We start from the raw sequence: 21,320 nt of genomic DNA on the forward strand, positions 1-21,320 counted from the left end.
CTCAGCGCGCGCCCGCGCGGAGGCGGACCTGCTCGGCGAAAAGCGCGCGTCGGATCGCGGTCCGCACCGACTCCTCCTCCTCGATCATCAGGACGAGTTCGACGCGCGGCGGCTCGAGGTCGGTCATCTCCCGCACCCGACCGATCTCGCCGCGGATCACGAACGTCTCCGCTCCGAGGGAGAAGTGCGCCTCAACGCCGGTGCCGACGCCGTACGCCGCCGCGTCCTGCGGCTTCACCGAGCAGCGGACGGCCGCCTCGGCGATGTCGAGCGTGAGCCCGACGATGTTCTTCGGGACGCCGAGGAGCTCCGGGTCGAGCGGGATGGGGTCGAGCATGAGCCGGACCTCGCGCTGCGCGGGCACGCGCACGTACTGGCGCCGCTGGACGCGCCGGACCTCGCCGTTCGGGTGGACGCGGGCCACCGGAATCCCATCGATCAGGAGCCGCTCGACGACGACCACCCGAACCTGCTGGACGGCCGATCCGTCGGCGGCCCAGACCAGGTCGTAGTTGCTGCCGATCTGTCCGACCTGTCCCTCGTCGAGCCGGACCGTGAAGACGTGGTCGCCCTCGACCTGCAGGACGAAACCCGGAAGCTCCTCACCCTCCTCGTCCGCCAGGTGCACAGGGTCATTGACCGCAGGCATCATCGGCGCAGTTCCTCCAGTTCGATCCTCACGTCGGCCCCCTCCGGGTGACCATGGTGGCCGATCCAGACGATGCTCCGCGGCATTTCCGCCGACTTGGTCATCACCGTCAGCACCTCGTCGCGGAGCCGATCGGCCGTCGCCGTGTCGAGGTGAGCAGTCGGCTCGTCGAGCACGAGGACCTGATGGTCGGCGAGGAGGCTGCGGGCGATCGCCAAGCGTGCCCGCTCGCCGCCGCTGACCTCGGCGTAGCCGTCACCGAGCCGGGTCTGGAGTCCGTCCGGGAGCGCCTCGATCCATTCTCCGAGCTGAGCCTCGGCGAGTGCCGCCGCGACCTCCGCGTCCGTGGAGCCCGGCCGGGCGAAGCGGATGTTCTCGGCGACCGTGCTCGCGAAGAGGTGCGGGTCGTCGTCCACGAGGCCGACATGACGGCGTACGTCGTCCGGGGCCGCCTCGCGCAGGTCGGTGTGCCCGAGGGCGACCCGGCCGCTGCTGGGGTCGAGGAACCGCATCAACAGGGCGGCCAGCGTGGACTTGCCCGACCCGCTGGGGCCGCTGATCGCGAGCACCTGGCCCGGCGTGAGGGTGAGGTCGAGGCCGGCCAGGACGGTCCGGCCGTCACGCGTGACCGCCGGGTGGTCGATCCCCAGGGTGGTGTCCGTGATCGGTCGCGGCTCCGCCGGGTCGGTCACCGCGGGCGGCTGGTCGAGGAGTCCGTCAAGGCGCTGCTGTGCGGCCGCGACCCTGGCCGCGACCGCCCCCGCATCCGCCATGGTGGCGAGCGGCTCGGCCAGGGCGAGCGGCGTGAGGATGAGGAGCGCGGCGACCGGATCGCTGTGGTCACCACGGCTGGCGAGGACGGCGGCGGTGAGGGCCACCATCGCACCGGCGGAGAGGAGGGTGAGTGCCCGCGCGGAGGCGAGCCATCGGGCGCTGGTGGTGGTGGCGGCCGCGGCCTGGGCCCCGGCATCGCTCACGGCGGTGAGGGCTCGATCGGTCGCCTGCCAGCGGCGCAGCTCGGCGGCAGCCTGGACGGCGTCGGTGACCTCTTCGCTGATCCGCGCGCGGGCGGCGACGGCCTGCCGCTCGGACTCTCGCGCGCCATGCCGGGCGAGGAGGAAGGCGGCCGTCCCGGCACCGGCGGTGAGGGCAGCGGTGGCGACGCCGGCAAGGGGGTCGATCACCGCGGTGACGGCCGTGGCGATCGCACCGGTGAGCATGAAGCCCCTGACCGGCACGCGCAGCCTGAGCTCCCGGTCGAGCACGACATCGACGTCGTCGACCACGCTGGCCAGCACGTCGCCGCGCCGCCGGGGCAACCTGCCGGGCACGAGCGGGACGAGCGCGTCGAAGACACCCACGCGGGTCTGGGCCAGCAGTCGCAGCGCCCGGTCGTGCGAGACCAGCCGCTCGGCGTACCGCAGGACGGGCCGCGCGATGCCGAACGTCCGCACCCCGACGATCGCCACGAGCAGTGTCAGCACGGCCGGCTCGGCGCTGGCCTTCACGATCAGCCACCCCGCCGTCGCCGTGAGCGCCACCCCGCTCGTGCTCGCCAGCCCTTCGAGCACCCAGCCCCATCCCCGCCGAATCGGGTCGTTCCTGCCGTCGAGTTCGGGGCCTCCTGCCGCCGCGTCTGGGGTTTTCTGCCGCTGAGTTGCCCGTACGTCGCCGGCCGACTGCGTCACCACTGCGTCGTGTTCCTCAGCGGCCGCGACGGAATCGCTGGACACGAGGGCGTGGACCGGTAGCTCCTCGCGACCCAGGTCGAGCACGCGACCGGCGAGACGGACGAGCGCGGGTCGGTGTGCGACCAGGACGACCCCGCGTGTACGGCCGAGCTCTTCGACGACGTCGGCGACCACTCGCTCGGTCTCCGGATCGAGATGCGCGGTGGGCTCATCGAGCAGCACCCACGGGCGGTCGGCAAGAAGCACTCGGGCGAGCGCCAGGCGAGCCCTCTCCCCCGCCGAGAGGTCGAGTCCGTCCTCGCCGACCTCGGCGTCGAGGTCGGTGATGCGGTGGTCGAGGGAGACTCGGGCGAGCACCCCGCGCAGCTCCGCATCCGTCGCTTCCGGCGACGCGAGACGAAGGTTGTCGGCGACCGACCCGGCGACGAAGACCGGTCGCTGGGGCAGCCAGGACACCTGCGACCGCCACTGCGGATCGGTCAGGGTGACGCTGCCGCAGCGGGCGGCGCCGTACGTCGGGGGCAGCTCGCCAGCGAGAACGGCCAGCAGGGTGGACTTGCCGCAGCCCGACGGCCCGACGAGCGCCGTCACACCCGGCCCGGAGATGTCGACGGACGTCTCGGCCAGGGCCGGCGTGACGCGGCCGGGGTAGGTCACGTTCACGTGCTCGAGGCGGATCACTCCGTGCGCCGTGCCGCCGGGCGACACGGTCATCTCCTCGCCAGGCAGGAAACCCGGGACTCGGCGGCAGGAGACCCCGGACTCGGTGTCAGGAAGGGCCGGATTCGGCGGGAGGGCCGGCAGGGAGGCGAAGACGGCGAGGCCCTCGGCGGAGGCGTGGAACTCGGCACCGACGCGGCGCAGCGGCCAGTACGCCTCCGGCGCCAGCAGCAGGACGGGCAGGGCCGCCGAGAGCGCGACGGACCCGCTGGCGAGGCGCAGGCCGATGGTCACCGCGACCAGGGCGACCGACAGGGTGGCGACCAGCTCAAGGACGGCGGAGGAGGCGAAGGCGATCCGGAGCGTGCGCATCGTGCGCGTCCGGTAGCGCTCGGTCACGGCGCCGATGACAGCCGACTGGGCGCGCGCCCGGCGGTAGGCGACCAGTGTGGGCAGGCCGCGCATCACGTCGAGGAAGTGGCCGGCCAGATCGGCCATGGCCCGCCACTGCCCGGCGGCCTCGTCGCGGGTGGCGAGACCGACGAGGATGCCGAAGACCGGGATCAGCGGCAGGGTCAGCACCACGACGAGCGCCGACCACAGGTCCTGGGTCGCGATCGCGAGCAGTACCAGTGGCGGCAGGGCGACCGCGAGCACGAGCGCCGGCACGTAGCGCGTTAGGTACGGCTCGACCGACGCCGCTCCACGGGTGGCCAGGGCCGACGCCGCACCGACCGACTCCGAGGAGCCGGCCAGCAGGGTGCCCATCACCCGTCGCCGTACGTCGCCGCCGACCCGTCCCGCCGCGTGTGCCGCCGCGACGTCGGAGACCCAGCCGACCGCCGCGCGACCGGCGAAGAGGGCCACCACGACGATCGCCCAGGGCAGCACTGCCCCGGCGCCGATGGCCGCGAGGATCAGCCGCGAGAGCGCGAAGGCCTGAGCGATGAGCAGCAGGGCACCCACGATCCCGCAGCCGACGACGACCGCGAGGGGGCGGGCGGCGGGCGCCAGCGCCCGCCGCACCGCCGGGTCAGTCGGCCGTGGGGTCACTCGGACGCATCCAGCACGCCCGCCGGGTCGGGATCCATGCCGATCTCCGCCCTGCTGGACTCCTTCAGCTCCTCGGTCGGGATGTGGTGCACCGCGATCCGCTTGCGGAACACCCAGTAGCTCCAGGCCTGGTAGGCGACCACGCACGGGGTGAAGATCGCCGCAATGATCGTCATCACCTTCAACGTGTAGCCCGTCGCCGAGGCGTTCGTCGTCGTGAGCGAGACACCGTCGGCGAGCGTCGTGGGCATGACGTCGGGGAAGAGCGCTACGAAGAGGCCGGCCACGGCGAGGGCCAGGGTGACGAACGTGCCGAGGAAGGCCCAGCCCTCCCGGCCACGGGCCGCCATGAGGAGGCCGCCGACCAGTGCCAGGGCGGCGATCGTGAAGAGCACCGCGGAGCCGGCGTTGCCGGTGTGCAGTTGCGTCCAGACGAGGAAGACCACGGCGAGGACGGCGGCCACGAGCCCGAGCCTCACAGCGAGCGCGCGGGCCCGGTGACGGATGTCGCCGTCGGTCTTGAGCGCCACGAACATCGCACCGTGGGTGAGGAACAGGGTCAGCGTCATGAGCCCACCGAGGAGCCCGAACGGGTGGAGCAGGGTGAGCAGCGAGCCGGTGAACTCCTTGTCCGCATCGATGGGTACGCCGTAGACGATGTTCGCGAAGGCGACGCCCCACAGCAGGGCCGGCACGAACGAGCCGACGATGACGGCGCGGTCCCACCAGCCGGCCCACGCAGCGCCCGGCCGCTGGTGGCGGTACTCGAAGGCCACGCCTCGCAGGATCAGCGCGATGAGGATGAGGAACAACGGCAGGTAGAAGCCGGAGAACAACGTGGCGTACCACTCCGGGAAGGCAGCGAAGGTCGCACCGCCGGCCGTGAGGACCCACACCTCGTTGCCGTCCCAGACCGGGCCGATGGTGTTGATCAGGACGCGCCGCTCGCGGCCGTCCTTGGCGAGCACCGGCAACAGCATGCCGACGCCGAAGTCGAAGCCCTCGAGGACGAAGTACCCCATCCAGAGGACGGCGATGAGGCAGAACCAGACGGTGGTGAGCTCCATGATCGCCCCTCTCAGTACGCGAAGTTCAGCGGACGGTCGGCATCGTCGGGCTCATCCGGATCCCGTCGCCATTTCGGCTCGGGCGGCTCGACGAACGCGTCGACGCCCTTCTTGACGAATCGGATGAGGAGGCCGACCTCGACGATGGCGAGGACGAGGTAGACGAGCGTGAAGCCGATGAGCGACGTCCACACCTCCCACGCGCTCACTCCCGGGGAGACGGCGTTGCTCGTCGTCATCAGCCCGAAGACCACCCACGGCTGTCGCCCCATCTCGGTGAAGATCCACCCCACCGAGTTGGAGAGGAGCACGAAGAGCGGCACGGAGATCGCCAGCGGCGCGAACCAGCGGAAGGTCGGCGTACGCCCCTTGCGGGTGAGCCAGAGGATGAGCGCCGCACCCGCGGCCCCGGCCGCGCCGAGCCCCATCATCCAGCGGAAGCTCCAGTAGGTGACCGGGATGATCGGCGTGTAGTCGCCGGAGTCGGAGGTGACGGCGTCGCGGTCGGCGCCGTACTTCTCCCGGTACTCCTCCTGGAGGTTGTAGATGCCCTGCACCTTGCCGTCGAAGGTGCCGGTGCCGAGGAACGACAGCACGCAGGGCACCTCGAGCGCCCACTTCTTGTGCTGGCCGTCGCGGGTGCCGATGGTGAGGATCGAGAACGGGGCGCAGCTGTCGGAGGTCTGCCACAGCGCCTCGGCACTCGCCATCTTCATGGGCTGGACCTCGGTCATGATCTTGCCCTGCACGTCGCCGCTGATGACGACGGCGATGCCGGCGATGAAGAGCACCCACGAGCCGAGTCGGATCGACCGGCGGTAGAGCGGCTGGTCCTCGCGCTTGCCGCGGACGTAGAGCCAGGCGCTGATGCCGATGAGGAAGGCGGCACCGGTCATGTACGCCGCCCCGATGACGTGCGGGAAGGTGCCGAGCTGGACCTTGTTGAACATGACCGCCCAGAAGTCGGTCAGCTCGGCGCGCCCGCTGTCGGGGTTGAACCGGTAGCCGACCGGGTGCTGCATCCAGGAGTTGGCCGCGAGGATGAACCAGGACGAGGCGAGCGTGCCGAGGTGGACGATCCACATGCAGCCTGCGTGCAGTCCGCGTGGGAGCTTGTCCCAGCCGAAGATCCACAACCCGATGAAGGTCGACTCGAGGAAGAACGCGAGCAGCGCCTCCACGGCCAGGGGTGCGCCGAAGACGTCACCGACGAAGCGCGAGTAGTCGCTCCAGTTCATGCCGAACTGGAACTCCTGCACGATGCCGGTCACCACCCCCATCGCGATGTTGATGAGGAAGAGCTTGGAGAAGAACTTGGTCAGCCGCAGCCACTCCTGGCGCCGGGTGCGGAGCCAGATGGTCTCCATCACCGCGACGAGGAAGCTGAGGCCGATCGTGAGCGGCACGAAGAAGAAGTGGTAGACGGTAACGATGCCGAACTGCCACCGAGCGAGGTCGAGGACGCTATCCACGTTCTCCACCATGCTCCTTTTCGGGCGCTTGTGCAAACTTTCACAAGCGCCGTGCCGTAGGCTTGTGCACCGACATGGGAACGCTGCGCACGGCTTGGAGAGTCGCTTCTGCCGGCAATGGCGGAGGCGGCGTCGGCCTTGCAGGAGCAGGGCTCCTGGCACTCCTGGTCGCTGAGGCGCGGTTGGCGCGCAACCGGATCGGCCGGGCCATCCACGCCGTCCCTGTGGCCGACGGGGTCTATGGCGACGGCGATCCCGCCGAGACGATCCGACTCGCCGTCATCGGCGACTCGGCCGCCGCCGGCTACGGCATCCATCAGCCCGAGGAGACGCCCGGCTCGGTGATGGCCGCCGGCCTCGCCGCGAAGATGTCCGTCCCGGTCCGGCTCCGCTCGTACGCCGTCGTCGGCGCCCGTTCCTTCGACCTCGCCACACAGGTCGCCCTGGCGCTGGAGGACGGGGTGGATGTCGCCGTACTCCTGGTGGGATCCAACGACGTGACCCACCTGGTGCCGCCGGGGCGCGCGGCGCGCTACATGAAGGACGCCGTCTTCGCGCTGCGCCGGTCCGGGGTGACCGTCGTGGTGGGCACCTGCCCCGACCTCGGCACGATCAAGCCGATCCTTCCGCCGCTGCGCGACGTGCTGCGCACGATGTCGCGCCACCTCGCGACCCTGCAGGCGGTCGCGACGGAGGTCGCCGGCGGCCACGCGGTCTCGCTGGGCTCGCTGCTCGGTCCGGAGTTCTACGCAGATCCGGCCGCGCTCTTCGGACCCGACAGGTTCCATCCAAGCGCGGCCGGTTACTGCAGGGTCTCCCTCGTCCTGGTGGACGAGGTCGTCACGGCGCTGCAGCGCCCTGTGGTGCAGTCCTAGGACTCAGTCCCTGAGGATCGCGAGGAGACGCAGCAGATTCTGGTAGATCCAGATCAGGCTGACCGTCATCGCGAAGGCGGCACGCCACGACTCGCGCTCCGGCAGGCCGGCAGCGATGCCGCGCTCGACGAAGTCGAAGTCCATCACCAGCATGAAGATGCCGAGGACGAGTCCGGCGACGGCGGTCAGGAGACCGAGCGTGCCGAAGCCGAAGAGGCCGAGCGAGCTGCCGAAGAGGCTGAGCACGAGCTCCATCAGGGCCAGGCCGACCATGCCGAACATCGCGGCGGTGACGATGGTGCGGAACTTGTTGCCGACCCGGATGTTGAAGAACTTGTACGCCGCGAGCGTGCCGGCGAAGGCGGCGAAGGTGCCGATCACCGCGCCGGAGATGACGCTGCCGCCGAACTGGGCATCCATGAGCTTGGACAGTGCGCCCATCGCGACGCCCTCGAGGGCGGCGAAGGCGAGCACCAGCACGGGGTTGATGACCCGGCTGAAGCTGTTGATCATCGAGAGTGCGAAGGCCCCGATGCCGCCGATCATCAGGGCCGCGTACAGCGGGCCGAGATCGGTGGTGAAGTCGTTGAGGTCGGGCGTGAGCACCCACGTGGCGAGGGCGGCGACGATGACCACGCCGACGGACAGCGCGGTGCGCTGCACGACGGAGTCGATCGTCATCAGGCCGCTGCCATAGGTCGTCTGCGGCTTCGTCATGACCGGGCCGTCGCCGAAACCGGCGTACGGGCGGCCGTTGAAGCCCTCGGAGCGGTTGAACACCGGGTTGTTGCTCTGCATCGTGGTCTCCTGTGAGGCCGGGGGTGGCCGGTTCCCTACCGGCTCACCAGTATGAACGCTGAACGCGGGTCCAAAGTTCCGTCGGAGGTATGCGTGATGCTGATGGCATGCGGAACCGCACGTGGACTGAACTTGACCTCGAGACTGCCGTACTCGCCTCATCGTCCTTGGCGCAGGTCATCGCGCGCCTCGGGCTCCGGGCAGCCGGCGGCAACTATGCCACCATCCGCAGAGCAATTACCGCCGCTGGATTGGATACGTCGCACTTCCGCGGCCAGGCATGGAGCAGGGGCCGCTCCCTCGGCCCGAGGCGACGACTCGAGGACTACCTCTCCAATCGCCACCGCGTCGGCTCACACCAACTGAGGCTGCGCCTCATCAGCGAAGGGGTCTTCGAGGCGAAGTGCAACCGCTGCGGCCTGACGGAGTGGCTAGGAAGGCCGATTGCGCTTGAGCTCGAACATCGTGATGGCAACCCCGACAACAATGCACTCGAGAACCTCGAACTACTCTGTCCCAACTGCCACGCACAGACGAGCACCTACCGCGGCAGGAACATCAAGCGGGCGTAGGCCAACGGTGAGCCGGGGACCTTAAAAGTCCTGTCGAATTTGTGGGTTCGAATCCCATCGCCCGCACCTAGTGGGACCGCCGGAATTCGGCGCCGTCCAGGCCGACAGAAGCAGGCCAAGAGCGCGCGCACAGCGCCATCGAGACTCGCGCAGTTCGCGATCCACAGCGCTCAACAGTCCTAGCATTAGGATCGGCAATAAGGCGCGCAACTGGCGCGCAGCAGGCGTAGTCTGACCGCTTCGGCTTCGAAGTAGAGATGAGAGGTGCGCATGACTTATGAACGCAACACCCTCCACGTCGATATGGCGGAGGTGTGGGAGAAGGCCTACAAGCAGGCACTCACAACGGCGCCGGGAGAACAAGCCGAGTACCTGTTGAGGACGATCGGCCCGCGCGTCGCGTCGGCCGCCCTCGGGCTTGCGGATGCGAGGCAACTGAAGGCATGGAGTCGGGGAGAGACCGTGCCCCGCGAGCACGCCGTTCTCGGTCGCTTGAGCCTCCTCTATCGGGTCGCGTATGCGATCGCCGAGACCCAAGGGGGCACTGTCGCGGCGCTGTTCCTTCGCTCGTCGAACCCACAGCTTGACGACGAGGTGCCACTGATGGTCCTTCGCAAGAGCGATTCAGAGGAAGTGCAGGGACGCCTGCTTGCTGCTACTCGGGCGTTCTTGGAGGGATGAGATGCCGGAGGTTCAGGTCGTGGCGGCGTTGCCGCGGGAATTCCTCAGGGTTCATTGGAACCCCGCCGCCCTGAGGCGGCCCCCTTACGACCTGGACCCCGCTTCGATGTCTCGCTTCGACGATCCGCAGGGCAGCTTTTCAGTTCGATACCTAGCTACGACCCTGCGCGGGTGTCTGGTCGAGACGATGTCCCGGTTCCGCCCAGCCCCGGAGGTGGAGACGTTGCTCGCTGATGTTGGAGGCATTGAAGAAGGGGACGAGGACCCGACCCGCGGTGTTGGGTTGTCCGAATGGCTAGCCGGACAGCAGGTCGGCCACTGCACCCTCCTCGGGGCAAAGCCAACAATCATCGATGTAGACGCACCGGAGTCACTTGTTGCACTCGACAAGCACCCAGTGGTTCGCAACGCACTCGACCGCTCCAGACTTGGCAGCGCGGCGAATCCCGCGCGATTGGACTCAGGGGTGGTCAAGCTTGCCGGTCCCATCGGCAGACCGATCACACAGGCCGTTTCACGCGCCGTCTTCGAGTGGTACGACGATGTGGACGGACTGCGGTATGCATCGCGCCTGGACGGGAGCGAAACCTGCTGGGCGCTCTACGACAAAGTTCAAGTCGCCTTTCGTGTCGAAGCACTCAGCAGCGAAGTGGTGGAGCATCGCGACGCCGTTCGCTCCGTAGCGGCGCTGTACGAAATCGAACTTCCCGATCCTTGGATCTGACAACGCTGAAGCCAGCAGGCCGTGGTCCGCGGTCTTCTCAGATCATCGCTCCGACGTCCGATCGGGTGATTGGGGCCGCGGTGGGGGCGGCCCCACTCACAGACTTCAGGCTAGTGACCAGGCGATCCCGTCGAGGATGTCCGCCTCGGAGATCAGCAGCTCGTCCACGGGGGCGCGGCGGAGCATGCGGCTGAGGATCAGGCCGCCCGCCGCGATCACGTCGGCGCGACCGGGGTGCATCCACGGAAGCGTGAGCCGCTCGCTCACCGTCATCGCGACGAGCCGGTCGACGAGGGCATGCACCTCGCCGACGGGAAGCACCGCCTGGTCGATGGCCTCACGGTCGTACGCCGGCAGGTCGAGCACTCCAGCCGCGATGGTCGTGATCGTGCCGGCGACCCCGATGACACTCGCGGCCCCTGCTGCGGAGACCGGCGAGGCGTCGAGGGCGTCATCGATGTCGGCGACGCAGGCGGCGATCTCCTCCATCGTCGGAGGGTCGGAGCGCAGGTGCCGCTCGTGCTGGCGGACCGAGCCGATCTGCATGCTGAACGCGTCGTCGGCACCGTAGATCAGCTCGGTGGAGCCGCCGCCGATGTCGATGATCATCACCGGCTGGGCGGGCTGTGCCCGGAGGTTGCGGACGGCCCCGTCGAAGGCGAGCGCCGCCTCCTCGGTGCCGGCGACGACCTCGGGCTCGACGCCGAGACGCTCACGCACTCCGGCGGTGAAGACGTCGGCGTTGGCCGCGTCGCGCGTGGCGCTGGTGGCCACGAAGCGGATCCGTTCGGCGCCGTGGTCACGGATGAGGTCGGCGTACTCGTCGAGGGCGGTGAAGGCGCGCTTCAGCGCACCCTCGGAGATGACTCCGGACTGGTCGAGCCCCTCGCCGAGGCGGACCATGCGGGCCTCCTTGACCTCGACGGTCAGGGCTCCGCCGTCAACACTGCCGACGAGGAGCTTGATCGTGTTGGTGCCGCAGTCGATCGCGGCGACCTTCATCCGGGGTCCCCGCCGATTCGGGAGCACAGCGAGCGAATCGGTGGGATGGTCAACGTGCCGCCCTCACTGGTCGACCTCGTGCTCGGCGTCGGCGAGCTGGTCGGCGACGCAGGAGCCGTCGGCCCACCACTCCCCCAGCGCGGCGAGCACCTCGTCACCGAGCGGGTTGACACCGCGGCCCTGGGCGAGCGACTGGCCGGCCAGGACGTGCAGGCACTTGACGCGCGTCGGCATGCCGCCGGCCGAGATGCCGGCGATCTCCGGCACGTCGAGCTCGGCCTCCTCGGCGATGGCCGTCCTGGCGGCGAGGTAGGACTCATGTGCCCGCTGGTAGGCGGCGGCGAGCTCGGGGTCGGAGGCGAGACGCGCCTCCATCTCCTTCATCACACCGTTCGACTCGAGCGTCGAGATCCGGCCGGTCGCCTTGGGACAGGTCATGTAGAAGGTCGTCGGGAAGGGCGTGCCGTCCGGCAGCCGCGGCTCGGTCGTCACCACGTCGGGCAGCGAGCAGGGGCACCGGTGACCGATCTCGCGGATACCGCGCGGGAGACGGCCGAGCTGGGCTGCGATCGCGTCGATGTCGCGCTGGTCGATGGTCGCGGCCGGGTCCTGCTCGGTCACTTGGCCTCCGTGCCCTTCTGGGTGATCTTCTCTGCGGGCTGGTCGGGATCGGCGGGCGGGTTCCCGGCGAGCTCGACGGAGTCCCACACGGTGCCCCACCAGGGCGACTCCTTCTTCTCCCCGACCGTCGACGGATCGGCGAGCTCGCCGGCGGGCTGGATCCGGTTCCCGTCCGAGTCGAGGGCGACGTACGACGTCTCCCCCGGCATCACGTAGCCGAACCGCTGCCGGGCCTGGGCCTCGATGTACGCCGGGTCCTTCCAGCGCGCCTTCTCGGTCTCGAGGTCCTGGATCTGCTGCTGTCGGGTGTCGATCTGCGACTTCAGGTCGTCGATGCTGCGGCGCTGCTGCAAGTAGGCCTGCAGGCTCGACGCGAACGAGAGCACGAGCACCGCGCAGACCAGCACCAGGATGATGGCGCGGCCGGTCAGCTTGGGGTTCTGGCGCGGGTCGACTCGTCTGAGCCGGGCCGCGGCAGCCGCAGCCGCCGCACGGGCCTCAGCAGCACGACGGGCGGCGCCGCTGCGGCCGGGTCGCGAGGGCCCCTTCGGACCTCGGGACGTCGAACGCTGCTGTGCCACCCGTCGATTCTCGCTTACGCGAGCACGTGGATCAGGCAGTGAAACGCGGGAAAGCGCTTGCGCCTGCGTATCGGGCGGCCTCGCCGAGCTCGTCCTCGATGCGGAGCAGCTGGTTGTACTTCGCGACCCGCTCGGAGCGCGCCGGGGCGCCGGTCTTGATCTGACCACAGTTGGTCGCGACCGCGAGGTCGGCGATCGTGGTGTCCTCGGTCTCCCCGGAGCGGTGGCTCATCATGTTGCGCATACCTGCTCGGTGGGCCAACTCGACGGCGTCGAGGGTCTCGGTGAGCGAGCCGATCTGGTTGACCTTGACCAGCATGGCGTTGGCCTGGCCACCTGCGATGCCGCGCTGGAGGCGCTCGACGTTGGTGACGAAGAGGTCGTCGCCGACGAGTTGGATCTTGTCGCCGAGCTGCTCCGTGATGGTCCTCCAGCCGTCCCAGTCCTCCTCATCGAGCGGGTCCTCGATGCTCACGATGGGGTACGACGCCACGAGGTCGGCGTAGTAGGCCGTCATCTCCGCCGCGCTCTTCTGCTCACCCTCGAAGGTGTAGCTGCCGTTCTCGCAGAACTCGGTCGCGGCGACGTCCAGCGCGAGCACGACGTCCTTGCCCAGCTCGTAGCCGGCCTTGCTGACCGCCTCGGCGATCAGGTCGAGCGCGGCGCGGTTGGAGGGAAGGTCGGGGGCGAAGCCGCCCTCGTCGCCGACGCCGGTGGCGAGGCCCTTCTCCTTCAGCACGCCCTTGAGCGCGTGGTAGACCTCGGCGCCGGTGCGCAGGGCCTCACGGAAGGTCGGGGCGCCGATCGGGGCGATCATGAACTCCTGGATGTCGACGTTGGTGTCGGCGTGGGCACCCCCGTTGAGGATGTTCATCATCGGCACCGGCAGGACGTGGGCGTTCGGGCCGCCGACGTACTTGTAGAGCGGGAGGCCGGCGGAGTCGGCGGCGGCGCGCGCGACGGCGAGGCTCACACCGAGGATCGCGTTGGCACCGATGGTCGCCTTGTTGGGCGTGGCGTCGAGGTCGAGCATGGTCTGGTCGATGAGGCGCTGGTCGTCGGCGTCCAGGCCGATCAGGGCCGGCGCGAGCCTGTCGAGGACCGCCTCGACGGCGTTCTGCACGCCCTTGCCGGCGTACCGCGAACCACCGTCACGGAGCTCGACCGCCTCGAACGCGCCGGTGCTGGCGCCGGAGGGGACGGCGGCACGGGCGAACGTGCCGTCCTCGAGCAGGATCTCCACCTCGACCGTGGGGTTGCCACGGGAGTCGAGGATTTCACGGGCGCCGATTGCTTCGATCACAGACACGACCGTCACCCTATCGCGGGGGTCGGCCGCGCCTCGGACGTGATCCGCGTCACGGAATAGACCACTGACTCGGTAGGTTATTCGGCCATGACCGAGACGATCCAGATCCACAAGCCGCAGCCGCTCGACGATCACGCCGTCGCCGATCTGTTCACCTCCGCGCGCACCGTCTCCTACTTCTCGGGCGAGCCCGTCAGCGACGAGCAGCTCACCGCGATCTGGGACCTCGCCAAGTGGACGCCGACGGCCGCCAACACGCAGCCGCTGCGTGTGCTCTTCGTCAACACGCCTGAGGGCAAGGAGCGCCTGCTCCGCCACATCAACGACTCCAACAAGGCCAAGGTCGAGTCGGCCGGCGCGACCGCCGTCCTCGCGATCGACCCGGAGTACTACGAGTTCATCCCGACGACCTTCCCGCACGCTGCCGGCCTGCGCGACACGTTCGCCGCGAACCCGGACGTCGCCGAGGCCTCCGCCAAGATCTCCGCCGGCCTGCAGGGTGGCGGCTTCATCTACGCCGTCCGCGCGGTCGGCCTCGCGGCGGGTCCGATGACCGGCTTCGACGCGGCCGGTGTCGACGCCGAGTTCTTCGGTGAGAGTGGCTGGAAGTCGTTCCTCGTCGTCAACATCGGCCAGCCGGGCGAGAACGCCCACCTCGGCCGCCTCCCGCGCGTGCCGGAGGAGAAGGCGACGCGCTTCGTCTGAGCCTCGGTGCGCGGGCTGACCGTTCGTGCGACCGATCGATGCGACACGCCGGCGACCCCGGCGTGTCGCTGCATTTCAGCACATGCCGTGCCAGCTCAGTCGGGAGCTGACGTCCGCTCACTCGCCTTGGCCTGCTGCCAGAGCTCCTCGATCTGCTCGATCGTGTAGGGGCCGGCGGCGGCGACGTCCGGGTCGAAGACGTGCGGGTTGCGGCGGCGCATCTTCGCGGTCAGGCCGGCGATGACATCGTCCATCGTGAACTCACCGGCCTCCTCGGCGATCGCGGCATGGAAGTAGACCTGCAGCAGCAGGTCCCCCAGCTCGTCGGCGAGGTGCTTCGGGTCGCCCTCCGCGATGGCCTCCAGGACCTCCTCGGACTCCTCGCGCAGGTGCTTCGCCAGGCTCTCGTGGGTCTGGGACGCCTTCCACGCGCAGCGCTCGCGCATGGTGCGCATCATCTGGAGGAACTCGACGAGACCCTCGCCCGATGCGGGCTCGGCCATGTCAGATGGCGCCGACGTGGTGCAGCAACTGCTTGAGGAGGGAGGCACGACCACCCTCGAGCTCCTCGGCGAAACCCTCGGAGACCGCCTCCTCGGGTGTCACCCAGCTGATCTCGAGGGCGTCCTGGCGAGGGTGGCACTCCCCGGTGACGGGCACGACGAAGGCGAGCGAGACCGCGTGCTGGCGCGGGTCGTGGAAGCGGCCGGTCGGCCAGGGGAAGTACTCAGCGACGGCCGCCGGAGTGATCGCGGTCGGCAGCACCGGGAACGCCGTCGGGCCCAGGTCCTTCTCGAGGTTGCGCATGAGGGCGTCGCGGAGCTGCTCGCCGTGGAGCACCCGCCCCGAGACCAGACTCCGGGCGATCCGGCCGGTGGTCGACGAGCCCCGCAGGAGCAGGCCGACCGACGTCACGGCGCCACCCGCGTCGACGCGGACGGGCAGGGCCTCGACGTACAGCATCGGGACACGGCCGCGGGTGGCGGCGAGCTCCTCGTCGCTCATCCAGCCGGGCTGGACGTCCCACGCGTCGGCGTTGTTCCAGCCGGTGGGCTCCTCGCCGAACTCGTCCCCGAACGCCTCCATCGTCATGGGGAAACCCTATCGGGGCCTCAATCCTTCGGGTCGATGACGGCGTCGATGACCTGGCGGGCCCACTCGAGCAGGGCGATGCCGTCGAGCGGCTTGGCCGGGAAGCCGGACGAGATCGGGCGTGGGACGAGGATCGTGTCGGTCGCATCCTTGATGAGCGACTTGGGGTACATCCGCTGCAACCGCACCTGGCGCGACTCCGGCAGCGAGACCGGCGCGAAGCGCACGTTCTTGCCGGCGATCGTCACCTCGCCGATCCCGGCCGCCCGGGCCCGGGCCCGGAAGCGGGCGACGAGCAACAGGGAGAGCACGACGATCGGCAGCTCGCCGTAGCGGTCCTTGAGCTCCTCCTCGATCGCGTCGACGTCCGCATCCGAGCGCACCTCGGCGAGGCGCTTGTAGATCTCCAGACGCAGGCGCTCGGTCGGGATGTAGTCGTGCGGGAGGTGGGCGTCGACGGGAAGCTCGATGCGGACCTCGTTGAGCTCAGTGGACTCCTCGCCCTTGAACTCCTGGACCGCCTCACCGACGAGGCGGACGTAGAGGTCGAAGCCGACGTCGGCGATGTGGCCCGACTGTTGGCCGCCGAGCAGGTTGCCGGCGCCGCGGATCTCGAGGTCCTTCATCGCGATCGCCATGCCGCCGCCCAGGTCGGAGTGCTGGGCCAGCGTCGCGAGGCGCTCGTGGGCGGTCTCGGTCAGCGGCTTCTCGGACGGATAGAGGAAGTAGGCGTAGGCGCGCTCACGCGACCGGCCGACGCGACCGCGCAGCTGGTGCAGCTGCGAGAGGCCGAGGGTGTCGGCGCGCTCGATGATCATCGTGTTGGCGTTGGAGACGTCGAGCCCGGACTCGACGAGCGTGGTGCAGACGAGCACGTCGAAGCGCTTCTCCCAGAAGTCGAGCATCACCTGCTCGAGCTGCTTCTCATTCATCTGTCCATGCGCCGTGGCGACCCGCGCCTCGGGCACGAGCTCCCGCAGCTTCGACGCCGCGCGCTCGATGGAGTCGACACGGTTGTGGATGTAGAAGACCTGTCCCTCGCGCAGCAGCTCGCGTCGGATCGCAGCGATCACCGTGCGCTCCTCGAACCCGCCGACATAGGTGAGCACCGGGTGGCGCTCCTCCGGGGGCGTGGTGATGGTGGACATCTCGCGGATGCCCGTGATCGCCATCTCGAGGGTTCGCGGGATGGGCGTGGCCGACATGGAGAGTACGTCGACGGCGGTCCGCATCCGCTTGAGCTGCTCCTTGTGCTCGACGCCGAAGCGCTGCTCCTCGTCGACGATGATCAGGCCGAGGTCCTTGAACCGGACGTCGGGGTTCAGCAGCCGGTGCGTGCCGACGACGATGTCGACGGAGCCGTCGGCCATGCCGGCCATGATCTCCTTCGACTCCTTCGCGCTCTGGAAGCGCGACAGGCCCTTGAGCGTCACCGGGAAGGCGGACATCCGCTCCATGAAGGTCGCGAGGTGCTGGGTGACGAGCAGGGTCGTCGGCACCAGCACCGCGACCTGCTTGCCGTCCTGCACGGCCTTGAAGGCCGCCCGCACGGCGATCTCGGTCTTGCCGTAGCCGACGTCGCCGCAGACGAGCCGGTCCATCGGCGTCTCGCGGCGCATGTCGGCCTTGACCTCGTCCACGGTCGAGAGCTGGTCGATCGTCTCCTGGAACGGGAAGGCGTCCTCGAGCTCGCGCTGCCAGGGCGTGTCGGGTCCGAAGGCGTGGCCCTTGGTGGCCTGGCGGGCGGCATAGAGCTTGATCAGCTCCGCCGCGATCTCGCGGACGGCCTTACGGGCCTTGGCCTTGCGCTTGTTCCAGTCGGCGCCGCCGAGCCGGTCGAGGGACGGCGACTCGCCGCCGACGTAACGGGTCACCTGGTCGAGCGCGTCGGCCGGGACGAAGAGACGGTCGGGTGGGCCGTTGCGCTTGCTGGCGCCGTACTCGAGGACGAGGTACTCGCGGGTCGCGCCGGCGACCTCGCGCTGCTTCATCTCGACGAAGCGCCCGACGCCGTGCTGCTCGTGGACGACGTAGTCGCCGGGCTTGAGCTCCAGCGGGTCGATCTGCTTCTTGCGGCGCGCGGGCATGCGCGACATGTCACGGGTCGAGGACTTCTGGCCGCTGATGTCCTCACCGGTCACGACCGCCAGGCGGGCCTCGTCGTCGACGAAGCCGTGGTCGAGCGTGCCGATCAGCACGCTGACGACGTCGCGGGTGAGCACGTCCTTGTCGTCGAGGATGCGGGCGGGGACGTCGTGCTCACCCAGCACCTCAACGGTGCGGTTGGCGGGCCCGTGCGCCGGTTGTACGACGACGACGCGATAGCCGGCCAGGCGCCACTGGTCGAGGTCGTGCGTCGCCTTGTCGATGTCGCCGCGGTAGGGCTCGATCGGACGACTGTCGAGGCTGCGCACCGGCACGCCAGCCGTGTCGGCGGAGAGGGTCGCCGACTCCTCGTCAAGCCCGAACGGCGAGGTGCTCCACCACTCCACGCCGCGGGCCAGCGTGTGCTCGCGGACGTCGCCGAGCTCCCAGTAGGACGCCTTGCCGAGGTCGATCGGCGCCTGGCCGCCTGACGCGGCCGAGGCCCAGGAGGCGCCGAGGAACTCCTCCGAGGTGGCGACGAGGTCGTGCGCGCGGCGACGGACGCGCTCGGGGTCCATCACCAGGACCTGCGAGTCAGCCGGCAGCAGGTCGACGAGGAGCTCCATGTCATCGACGAGCACGGGCGCGAGGGACTCCATGCCCTCAGCCGCTATGCCCTGGGAGATCTTGTCGGTGAGTTCGAGGAGCTGCGGGTGCTTCTCCCCCAGCGCAGCAGCGCGCTCGCGGACCTCCGGCGTCAGCAGCAGCTCGCGACAGGGCGGGGCCCAGAGCCGCTCGCGTGCCTCGAGGGTGCGCTGGTCGGCAACGGAGAAGGAGCGGATCTCCTCGACGTCGTCGCCCCAGAACTCCACGCGCAGCGGGTGCTCCTCGGTCGGGGGGAAGACGTCGATGATGCCGCCACGCACGGCGAACTCGCCGCGCTTCTCCACGAGGTCCACCCGGCTGTACGCGGCATCGACCAGTCGGCGTACGACGTCGTCGAGGGGTGCCGTGTCACCGGCACGCAGCTCGACGGGCTCAAGGTCGCCGAGCCCCTTGACCTGCGGCTGGAGGACGGAGCGGATCGGGGCCACCACCACCTGCAGCTCCGCGCCCGGCTCCGGATGGGTGAGCTGCCGCAGCACGGCGAGGCGCCTGCCGACCGTGTCGGAGCGCGGTGAGAGGCGCTCGTGCGGGAGCGTCTCCCAGCTGGGGAAGTAGGCGACGCGAGACGGGTCGTCGAGGAGGCAGGCCAGGACGGCGGTGAGGTCCTCGGCCTCGCGACTCGTCGCGGTCACGGCGAGGACCGTGTGGCCCTGACGCGCGAGACCGGTGACGAGGAACGGACGCAACGCCTCGGGACCGGTGATGTCCAGGACGGCGAGCTCCTCGCCGAGCACCTCCCCGAGGGCGGCGACGGCGACGTCGGCGAGCGGGGCGAGAGAGGTCACGAGCAGCTCCTGGGCAAGCACAAACGGCCCCACGATCGAGCGACCGGGGGTGTCGCCAGTCTACGGTTGGCCCGTGAGGACCCGAGGCGCCGGCACTGCGACCGGACTCGCCGCGGTCGTCCTCCTGACCGCAGGGTGCAGCGATCAGCGGGTCGCGCCCGAGCCGATGCCGACCACCGGTCGCACGATCTCGGCGTCGCCGAGCCCGTCAGCGTCGGTGACCTCCGGCGGCTCGGCCAGCCCGACCGGTGCACCCGGAAGCTCTCCGCCGGCGTGGCTGGGCACCCGGGTCCTCCCTGTCGGCAAGGACGGCGTCGTGCCGCCGCAGAACACCCCACCCGAGCTCCGACGTCGGGCGTTCACGTTGCCCGACGTCCTCCCGGAGCTGCCGGGTGACGACTTCGAGTCGGTGATCGAGGCGCCCGCGCCGCCGGACGTCATCGCCCGCTCGACGTGGTCGGCCGAGTGCCCTGTGCCGGCGACGCGGCTGGCGTGGGTGCGGCTCACCTTCTGGGGCTTCGACGACAAGCGCCACACCGGTGAGCTGCTGGTCGCGAAGGGGCAGGCCAAACACATCGTGACCGCCTTCCATGGCCTGTGGGACCTGCACTTCCCCCTCGAGCAGATGCACATCACCACGGTCGCCGAGCGCGACGCTCCCCCGACGGGCGACGGCAACAACACATCGGCCTTCAACTGTCGCCCGGCGCGCGGGACAACCGTCTGGTCCGAGCACGCCTACGGGCTCGCCGTCGACGTCAATCCGTTCCAGAACCCTTACACGAAAGGGGATGTGGTGCTTCCCGAGCTCGCGCGGTCGTACGTCGACCGCAACAACCCACGCCCGGGGATGATCATGGCCAACTCCCCCGCCGTCCGTGCCTTCAGCGAGGTCGGCTGGAACTGGGGCGGCTACTGGACGTCACTGAAGGACCTGCAGCATTTCTCCCTGCGAAACCGATAGCTCCGCAGCCTCCGGGATCGCTAGTCCGTGCGCTGGGCGTAGACCTGAGCGGCCGCGTAGACGTCGTTCACGTACTGCTGGGAGTGGTTGTAGCTGAAGATCGCCCGCGCCCACGCGGCGCCGCTCGTCAGCGGCCCGTCGGCACAGAGATAGTGCGCGGCGGCGAGAGCTGCGTCGTCGAGGTCCTGCGGGTCCGCAGCGCCGTCACCGTCGGCGTCGGCGTCGACACACGGCAGCAGCGGCGGGGATCTCGAGGGCCCGCCGTGGCTGCGCCGCCTGTACGGCGACCGCCCCGACGACCACGGCGACGAGGAGTCCCGCCAGGGTCGCCCGGAGTCTCACTGCTGGAGGATATGTGGAGAGGCGCTGCTCATCCGAACCGCCCGTGCACGTAGTCGGACGTGCGCGGGTCCTGCGGGTTCTCGAACATCGCCTTGGTGTCGCCGTACTCGACGATCGCACCCGGGGTGTTGTGGCTCGCGAGGAAGAAGGCGGTCTTGTCGGAGACGCGCGCCGCCTGCTGCATGTTGTGGGTGACGATGACGATGGTGACCTCCTGGGCCAGCTCCTTCATCGACTCCTCGATCACGCGTGTGGAGGTCGGGTCGAGCGCCGAACAGGGCTCGTCCATGAGGAGGACGCGCGGCTTGATCGCCATCGAGCGGGCGATGCAGAGGCGCTGCTGCTGACCGCCGGAGAGGCCGCCGCCGGGAGCGTCGAGGCGGTCCTTGACCTCGTTCCAGAGGCCGCCGAGGCGCAGACTGCGCTCGACGAGGTCGTCCTTCTCGGACTTCCCGGCCTTGACGCCCGTGAGCTTGAGTCCGGCGAGCACGTTGTCGCGGATGCTCATCGCTGGGAAGGGATTCGGCCGCTGGAAGACCATGCCGATGTCGCGACGGGCGTCGGTGAGCCTCTTCTCCGGCGCGTAGATGTCCTCGCCGTCGAGGAGTACCTGGCCGCCGAACTTGGCGATCGGGACGAGCTCATGCATCCGGTTGAGGGTGCGGAGGAAGGTGGACTTGCCACATCCCGACGGGCCGATCAGGGCGGTGATCTCGCCCGCGGCCATCGTCAGGGAGACACGGTCGAGCACCAGTCGGTCGCCGAACCAGCAGGAGACGTCCACCGCCTCGATCGTGGCGAGCGGTGAACCGCTCGGCGTCAGTGCGGGCGTGACGCCGGCGTCGCCGGCGACGGGGATCGCCATGGTCTGGTCGCTCAACGCGGGTGTCCTTACGTGTTCTGGGTGGTGCTGTGTGGAGAGGGTG

General features: G+C 69.6%; 20 protein-coding genes and 1 tRNA gene. 7 read left to right on the plus strand and 14 right to left on the minus strand.

Annotated features, from left to right (window positions below):
- Position 1: 1 nt before the first annotated feature.
- From LH076_RS13005 to LH076_RS13020, 4 genes are read right to left on the minus strand one after another with little or no spacing between them, the layout of a single operon-like run.
- On the minus strand, positions 2-652 hold the full coding sequence (locus tag LH076_RS13005) for a hypothetical protein (protein WP_227781164.1): 651 nt from the start codon (positions 650-652) through the stop codon (positions 2-4).
- Positions 649-4,053: a thiol reductant ABC exporter subunit CydD gene (cydD, locus tag LH076_RS13010; RefSeq protein WP_227781166.1), complete on the minus strand. Its 3,405-nt coding sequence runs from the start codon at positions 4,051-4,053 to the stop codon at positions 649-651. The genes LH076_RS13005 and cydD overlap by 4 nt, the downstream gene beginning before the upstream one ends.
- A complete protein-coding gene (gene cydB / locus LH076_RS13015; RefSeq protein WP_227781167.1) occupies positions 4,050-5,120 on the minus strand; it encodes a cytochrome d ubiquinol oxidase subunit II in 1,071 nt (356 codons plus the stop codon). The genes cydD and cydB overlap by 4 nt, the downstream gene beginning before the upstream one ends.
- A gap of 11 nt (positions 5,121-5,131) precedes the next feature.
- On the minus strand, positions 5,132-6,592 hold the full coding sequence (locus LH076_RS13020; protein WP_227781168.1) for a cytochrome ubiquinol oxidase subunit I: 1,461 nt from the start codon (positions 6,590-6,592) through the stop codon (positions 5,132-5,134).
- Between the two features lie 74 nt (positions 6,593-6,666).
- Here LH076_RS13020 and LH076_RS13025 point away from each other — a divergent pair, with 74 nt between their 5' ends.
- On the plus strand, positions 6,667-7,467 hold the full coding sequence (locus tag LH076_RS13025) for an SGNH/GDSL hydrolase family protein (protein ID WP_227781170.1): 801 nt from the start codon (positions 6,667-6,669) through the stop codon (positions 7,465-7,467).
- A 3-nt stretch (positions 7,468-7,470) separates the two neighbouring features.
- On the opposite strand, the gene LH076_RS13030 is transcribed toward LH076_RS13025, so the two are convergent.
- Positions 7,471-8,265, minus strand: coding sequence for a Bax inhibitor-1/YccA family membrane protein (locus tag LH076_RS13030; RefSeq protein WP_227781171.1), 795 nt, complete (start codon positions 8,263-8,265; stop codon positions 7,471-7,473).
- A gap of 107 nt (positions 8,266-8,372) precedes the next feature.
- Between LH076_RS13030 and LH076_RS13035 the strand changes: the two genes are divergently transcribed.
- From LH076_RS13035 to LH076_RS13050, 4 genes are all read left to right on the plus strand, one after another.
- Positions 8,373-8,837 carry an HNH endonuclease signature motif containing protein gene (locus LH076_RS13035; RefSeq protein WP_227781173.1) on the plus strand — a complete coding sequence of 155 codons (465 nt, stop codon included), beginning with the start codon at positions 8,373-8,375 and terminating at the stop codon, positions 8,835-8,837.
- Positions 8,828-8,903: transfer RNA gene (locus tag LH076_RS13040), tRNA-Leu, on the plus strand. Before LH076_RS13035 ends, LH076_RS13040 begins: the two co-directional genes overlap by 10 nt.
- 204 nt (positions 8,904-9,107) lie before the next feature.
- A complete protein-coding gene (locus LH076_RS13045; RefSeq protein WP_227781174.1) occupies positions 9,108-9,518 on the plus strand; it encodes a hypothetical protein in 411 nt (136 codons plus the stop codon).
- A gap of 106 nt (positions 9,519-9,624) precedes the next feature.
- Entirely contained in the window at positions 9,625-10,242 is a 618-nt protein-coding gene (locus LH076_RS13050) for an RES family NAD+ phosphorylase (protein WP_415753132.1), read from the plus strand.
- Between the two features lie 105 nt (positions 10,243-10,347).
- Here the strand turns inward: LH076_RS13050 and LH076_RS13055 are convergent, their stop codons facing one another.
- From LH076_RS13055 to eno, 4 genes are all read right to left on the minus strand, one after another.
- On the minus strand, positions 10,348-11,244 hold the full coding sequence (locus LH076_RS13055) for a Ppx/GppA phosphatase family protein (protein ID WP_227781176.1): 897 nt from the start codon (positions 11,242-11,244) through the stop codon (positions 10,348-10,350).
- 63 nt (positions 11,245-11,307) lie between these two features.
- Positions 11,308-11,865, minus strand: a complete 558-nt coding sequence (locus tag LH076_RS13060) for a DUF501 domain-containing protein (protein ID WP_227781177.1) — start codon at positions 11,863-11,865, stop codon at positions 11,308-11,310.
- Entirely contained in the window at positions 11,862-12,446 is a 585-nt protein-coding gene (locus LH076_RS13065; protein WP_227781178.1) for an FtsB family cell division protein, read from the minus strand. The genes LH076_RS13060 and LH076_RS13065 overlap by 4 nt, the downstream gene beginning before the upstream one ends.
- Before the next feature lie 31 nt (positions 12,447-12,477).
- Entirely contained in the window at positions 12,478-13,755 is a 1,278-nt protein-coding gene (gene eno / locus LH076_RS13070; RefSeq protein ID WP_227781179.1) for a phosphopyruvate hydratase, read from the minus strand.
- Positions 13,756-13,842: 87 nt separating this feature from the next.
- Here eno and LH076_RS13075 point away from each other — a divergent pair, with 87 nt between their 5' ends.
- Entirely contained in the window at positions 13,843-14,460 is a 618-nt protein-coding gene (locus LH076_RS13075; RefSeq protein ID WP_227781180.1) for a malonic semialdehyde reductase, read from the plus strand.
- Between the two features lie 95 nt (positions 14,461-14,555).
- Here LH076_RS13075 and LH076_RS13080 read toward each other — a convergent pair whose 3' ends face one another.
- From LH076_RS13080 to mfd, 3 genes are read right to left on the minus strand one after another with little or no spacing between them, the layout of a single operon-like run.
- Complete coding sequence (locus tag LH076_RS13080; protein ID WP_227781181.1) at positions 14,556-14,963, minus strand: MazG nucleotide pyrophosphohydrolase domain-containing protein; 408 nt, start codon at positions 14,961-14,963, stop codon at positions 14,556-14,558.
- 1 nt (position 14,964) lies between these two features.
- A complete protein-coding gene (locus tag LH076_RS13085; protein ID WP_227781182.1) occupies positions 14,965-15,552 on the minus strand; it encodes a DUF4916 domain-containing protein in 588 nt (195 codons plus the stop codon).
- Between the two features lie 20 nt (positions 15,553-15,572).
- The gene (gene mfd / locus LH076_RS13090; RefSeq protein ID WP_415753352.1) at positions 15,573-19,094 is read right to left on the minus strand and encodes a transcription-repair coupling factor; all 3,522 of its coding nucleotides are present in this window, start codon (positions 19,092-19,094) and stop codon (positions 15,573-15,575) included.
- Positions 19,095-19,161: 67 nt separating this feature from the next.
- On the opposite strand from mfd, the gene LH076_RS13095 reads away from it, so the two are divergent.
- Positions 19,162-20,052, plus strand: coding sequence for a M15 family metallopeptidase (locus tag LH076_RS13095; protein WP_227781184.1), 891 nt, complete (start codon positions 19,162-19,164; stop codon positions 20,050-20,052).
- A gap of 204 nt (positions 20,053-20,256) precedes the next feature.
- Here LH076_RS13095 and LH076_RS13100 read toward each other — a convergent pair whose 3' ends face one another.
- Together LH076_RS13100 and LH076_RS13105 are read right to left on the minus strand one after the other, a co-directional pair.
- Positions 20,257-20,394, minus strand: a complete 138-nt coding sequence (locus LH076_RS13100; protein ID WP_227781185.1) for a hypothetical protein — start codon at positions 20,392-20,394, stop codon at positions 20,257-20,259.
- Between the two features lie 28 nt (positions 20,395-20,422).
- On the minus strand, positions 20,423-21,274 hold the full coding sequence (locus LH076_RS13105) for a phosphate ABC transporter ATP-binding protein (RefSeq protein ID WP_227781186.1): 852 nt from the start codon (positions 21,272-21,274) through the stop codon (positions 20,423-20,425).
- Between the last annotated feature and the right edge of the window lie 46 nt (positions 21,275-21,320).

It is taken from the genome of Nocardioides sp. Kera G14, assembly GCF_020715565.1.
In the GTDB taxonomy this organism is placed as follows: Bacteria; Actinomycetota; Actinomycetes; order Propionibacteriales; family Nocardioidaceae; genus Nocardioides.

Coding starts and splice junctions, on each gene's coding strand:
- LH076_RS13005 (WP_227781164.1), bottom strand. CDS start 652: ATGATGCCTGCGGTCAATGACCCTGTGCACCTGGCGGACGAGGAGGGT.
- cydB (WP_227781167.1), bottom strand. CDS start 5,120: ATGGAGCTCACCACCGTCTGGTTCTGCCTCATCGCCGTCCTCTGGATG.
- LH076_RS13025 (WP_227781170.1), top strand. CDS start 6,667: ATGGGAACGCTGCGCACGGCTTGGAGAGTCGCTTCTGCCGGCAATGGC.
- LH076_RS13030 (WP_227781171.1), bottom strand. CDS start 8,265: ATGCAGAGCAACAACCCGGTGTTCAACCGCTCCGAGGGCTTCAACGGC.
- LH076_RS13035 (WP_227781173.1), top strand. CDS start 8,373: ATGCGGAACCGCACGTGGACTGAACTTGACCTCGAGACTGCCGTACTC.
- LH076_RS13045 (WP_227781174.1), top strand. CDS start 9,108: ATGACTTATGAACGCAACACCCTCCACGTCGATATGGCGGAGGTGTGG.
- LH076_RS13050 (WP_415753132.1), top strand. CDS start 9,625: ATGTCTCGCTTCGACGATCCGCAGGGCAGCTTTTCAGTTCGATACCTA.
- LH076_RS13055 (WP_227781176.1), bottom strand. CDS start 11,244: ATGAAGGTCGCCGCGATCGACTGCGGCACCAACACGATCAAGCTCCTC.
- LH076_RS13075 (WP_227781180.1), top strand. CDS start 13,843: ATGACCGAGACGATCCAGATCCACAAGCCGCAGCCGCTCGACGATCAC.
- LH076_RS13080 (WP_227781181.1), bottom strand. CDS start 14,963: ATGGCCGAGCCCGCATCGGGCGAGGGTCTCGTCGAGTTCCTCCAGATG.
- LH076_RS13085 (WP_227781182.1), bottom strand. CDS start 15,552: ATGACGATGGAGGCGTTCGGGGACGAGTTCGGCGAGGAGCCCACCGGC.